Below are 621 nucleotides of genomic sequence, written 5' to 3' on the forward strand. Positions count from 1 at the left end.
GTCCTCGGTCGTATAGGGGAAAACGTCAAAGCCTTCCGCGGCGAGAATGCCGGCCGCCTCGACCAGACCGAATACGTCCGGCTGCAACGTGTCGTGATTGCCGATCACCTCAAGCTTGATCCAGTTGGTGCCGAAGAGCTCACGCGCCATGCGCGCCGTCGTCACCGCCTCCTTGACCGAATGGCATCCGGCCGTATTGGGCAAGACGCGAACGCCTGACGACTGGACCAGCGACCAGAACTGGCCGCCCGTCTTGCCGCCGGCGGCTTCGCGGCGAAGCGAGACGGTGACGATCTCGGCGCGCGACGCCTTCACCGCATCGGCCATGACAGCAGGCGAGGGATAGAGGGCCGTACCAAGCAAAAGGCGGGACGATAGTTCTTGTCCGTAAAGTTCGAGCATCGGATCAGCCTCCCTGCATCGGTGTGAGGATTTCGATGCGGTCGCCCTCGCAAAGGTGGCAATCAGCCCGCGCGGCAGCAGGCACGACTTCGCTGTTGACGGCAGTGGCAAGCCAGTCCCCTTCAAATTCGAGGTCGGCCAGGAGCCGCGACAGCGTCGTGGCCGTCACCTCACACGCTTTGCCGTTGATGGTCAGCTTCATTTGCCCTCTCCGATGAC

General features: G+C 63.0%; 1 protein-coding gene and 1 pseudogene. Both read right to left on the minus strand.

Annotated elements, in window-relative coordinates; translation table 11 throughout:
* A pseudogene (locus tag EOA60_RS36130) lies at nucleotides 1-402 on the minus strand (thiazole synthase); the annotation flags it as partial.
* Nucleotides 403-406: 4 nt separating this feature from the next.
* Nucleotides 407-604, minus strand: a complete 198-nt coding sequence (gene thiS / locus EOA60_RS36135; protein WP_127336102.1) for a sulfur carrier protein ThiS — start codon at nucleotides 602-604, stop codon at nucleotides 407-409.
* Between the last annotated feature and the right edge of the window lie 17 nt (nucleotides 605-621).

This window comes from Mesorhizobium sp. M1A.F.Ca.IN.020.06.1.1, from assembly GCF_004023265.1.
Classification (GTDB): domain Bacteria; phylum Pseudomonadota; class Alphaproteobacteria; order Rhizobiales; family Rhizobiaceae; genus Mesorhizobium.